2 protein-coding genes and 1 pseudogene are annotated in these 3,316 nt (G+C 58.1%); 2 read left to right on the top strand and 1 reads right to left on the bottom strand.

Translation table 11 applies throughout. The features are described from left to right. Positions 1-101: 101 nt before the first annotated feature. On the bottom strand, positions 102-629 hold the full coding sequence (locus NW816_RS13905; protein WP_414358452.1) for a MarR family winged helix-turn-helix transcriptional regulator: 528 nt from the start codon (positions 627-629) through the stop codon (positions 102-104). Between the two features lie 384 nt (positions 630-1,013). Here NW816_RS13905 and NW816_RS13910 point away from each other — a divergent pair, with 384 nt between their 5' ends. After that, positions 1,014-2,306, top strand: a complete 1,293-nt coding sequence (locus NW816_RS13910; protein WP_414409547.1) for a D-alanyl-D-alanine carboxypeptidase — start codon at positions 1,014-1,016, stop codon at positions 2,304-2,306. 267 nt (positions 2,307-2,573) lie between these two features. After that, positions 2,574-3,316: pseudogene (locus NW816_RS13915) on the top strand (RNA-guided endonuclease TnpB family protein); the annotation flags it as partial.

Genomic DNA, 3,316 nt, shown 5'->3' on the forward strand with positions numbered 1-3,316 from the left:
CAGCCTAGAGGTCCAGGGTTGGCTTGCCGACTCTAGGGCTACTGAAAGCTCCCGCCTTTAGGCGGGGGTAGTTTACCAACACGACCCATGAAGACCAAAGACTATTGGCTTGGCTCTGACAATACAGCCGCCTCTGGATCCACTGACAAATGGGCGATCAGCCGATCCACCAGCCGCGAGAGGGTTGCCCGTTCTTCTGGGCTGAGACAGCCGTAGGTTTGCTCCCGCAACTGCCAAATCAGAGGGGGCAAAACGTCTTTCAGCTCCTCTCCTGCCGGTGTGAGGTAGACTCGCCAAATCCGCCGATCCTCAGGATCCCGCTGCCGCCGGATCAGCTCCCGTTTTTCCATGCCATCCAACACCCCGGTCATGGTGCCCCCCAACTGCTGCAGGCGCTCACAAATGGTGGAAGTCGGGATCCCGTCTTCTTCCCAGAGGCAGCAGAGCACCACCCAATGGGAGATGGTTAGGCCAAAAGGCTCTAAATAGGACTGGAACTTCCGCCGCACCAATTGAGACAACAATCGAATGCGATAGCCCAAGGAGTTGGGGGCGAGAATGTCATGCCACCGTTCTAGGAAAGCCTGTTTTTCCGATTGAACTCTTACTTTGGTTGGACTGTTTCCCATTGGCGGCCTGGAATGCTTAGAGTCTAAATCGCCCTATTTTATCTTTTACTCAGGAGAGAAGGAGCTTGCGATCCGTTCTGCACGAGTGTATGAGCCATCTCCCACCCTCTCCAGTACAGCCTAGCCCTTGCACAGCCAACGGACGATCTGCAGCCATTGCCGTTGCAAAGGATATCCATCAGGCAACACAGCATTTTCTGGCTTCGCATCAGGCTACAGCCGAGTGGGATCCCTGCCAAGCAAAAGATGGGCTCGCATGAACTGGAGTCGATAGCGCTGGAAGAGGCTGCCACAGAGATTTGCAAAGGCAGTTCGGATGGCACTAGAGTAGCGTCAAGTCTTGCCAGCCTGTCGTCTTTTGCAAGTGTCTTTGGTGAGGTCGTCATGCCGCTTATCCCACAGGGGTTGCGCCCCCATCGTCGTTTCCTCTGGGCAGGGATCCCGTTGGCCGGTGCTTTGGCCTTGGGGGCCTGCTGGAGCAATCGCACGGGTGCCGAAGTCGAGTTTCCCACATCGGCTCAGAATCCTTTCCCCCCCATCCCCACCCCACCGCCGCCGCTGCCTTCCCCAAGTGGAACTCCGGGCCTTCCCCCCTGGTGGCCTCGTGCCCAATCGCCGGAGTGGGAAGATTCCCCTTATGCTCCGGTCTTGTCCGGCTTTTTGCAGGGATTGGCAGCCCAAGGGGGAGCGCTCTCTCAACAGGGGATCCTGCTCTGGACACCGGAAGGGGATCTGTTAGCGGAGCATTTATCGGATCGGCCTTTGCCGGTGGGAGCCTTGGATCAGTTGGCCATCAGCTTGATGGCCCTGGAGACTTGGGGCTATGAACGTCGCTTTGAGACCCGGTTCTACACCACAGGCCATCTTTTGGGCCATCGCTTGACGGGAGATTTGATCCTGGTGGGTGGCGGGGATCCCTACTTCACGGAAGCGAATGTGGCAGAGCTGGCCCACCATTTGCATAGCCTCAACATTCGCCAGATCGACGGGGATGTGAAGGTGTTGTCCCCCTTCCACCTGCTGGGCCAACCCGATCCTTTGGCCGGTGCTCGGCGTTTGGCAGAGCTCCTCAGCGATACGCAACAGCCCCACCCGGTTGCCATTCGCGGCTCGGTGTCAACCCTGACAGCCCTGCCCGCGGACGCCCACTGCTTGGCTCGTTATACCTCGCTACGCCTGGGATCCCTGTTGCAAATCCTCAACGGCAGCAACGACCGGACTATGGCAGAAGCCCTGTTGGCGGAACTGGGGGGCAAAACAGCCCTGCTGGAGTACCTGCGGCAGCGGTTGGTGGCTCAGCCCATTTCCCGCCTGGATCCCGACATGGCCCCCGCCGAGCAAGACATTCGCTTTGGACAAAGGGGGCAAGCCCTGTACCTCTCCCCTCGCGCCCTAGCTCACCTCTGGGAGCAGTTGGTGGATCTCACGGACGGGGATCCGACTCGGATCTTGCCCAGAGCGGGCATTGGCCACAGCACCCTGCAGGCGCGCACCTTGCCCCCAGGCACGGTGGCTCAGGTGGGATCCGCTGCGGATCGGCTGATGATGATGGGGCAATTGCCGGATGGCACCCGCTTTATCCTGCTCAACCAAGGCCCCGACCTGGGCATTTTGAGCCAACAACAGGATCAGTTTCTGCGGGAGGTGGCGGCCATTTCCGAGCCCCTTCGCCGCTAATGCCGACAATTAGACTTCTTCTTTATGTACCTCTCCCCCACTTCCCGTTAGGGGGCGAGAGATTGCGGCCTTGCAGCTATGCAGGGCAGAGTAGTGCGCTCGCTACTGACTTGGGCGCATGGAGCCTTCAAAGAGCTGCTGAAGGCGGTGGCTAAGCAGTACGGGAAGCTGGTGATTGAAGTCTCAGCTTACTAGCGCAGGAGCCCCGCCCTCTGCCCACAGGGCGAGGGTCGGGAGGAATGCACTTTGATGAGGTACCGTAAGGGTATGACCCAAGTCCTGACCCTTTCCTGCAGGCTCAAGGTGTCTCAGTCGCAAGCCGCAAAGTTGGATGCGACCTTGGATGCCTTCGGCCAAGCCTTGAACTGGGTGAACCAGAACACACCGGAGAAGATCGTTAACGCCGTTAAACTTCAATCTCTGTGCTACCGCGAAATCCGTGCCCGGTTCGGCTTGTCCAGTAACTTGGCCGTACAGGTCTGCAGACGGCTAGCAGGTGCTCGTAAAGTTGCCCGACAGAAAAACCGTCCGGTCAAAGCGTTCAAGGGGGGCTTTGCTACCTATGACGCTCGTATCTTTTCATTTCGCGAGAAAGACTGGACGGTGTCGCTGACCACGGTGGAGGGTCGAGAGCGCTTTGAGCTGGCGATTGGTCATTACCAGAGAGAACAGTTGGCAGGCTCCAATCCCAAATCGGCCACTCTGGTCAAGCGCAAAGACGGTTCCTACTCCATCCAGATTTGCGTGGAAGCAAAGTTACCGGAGCGGCAGAACACAGCTCGGGTAATAGGCGTGGATTTGGGAAGGACAGATATTGCCCATACGTCAGAGGGGGACAACTGGAATGGACAGCAGTTGAGCAAAATACGAGACCGTTATTCCAAGCTGAGAGCGGTACTCCAGCAAAAAGCCAGTAAGGGCACCCGCAGTTCCCGGCGCAGATGCAGAGAACTGTTGCAACGGCTGTCTGGCAAGGAGAGGCGCTTTCAAGCCTGGCTCAATCATCGCAT

Source organism: Synechococcus sp. W55.1 (assembly GCF_047461655.1).
Lineage (GTDB): Bacteria > Cyanobacteriota > Cyanobacteriia > Thermostichales > Thermostichaceae > Thermostichus.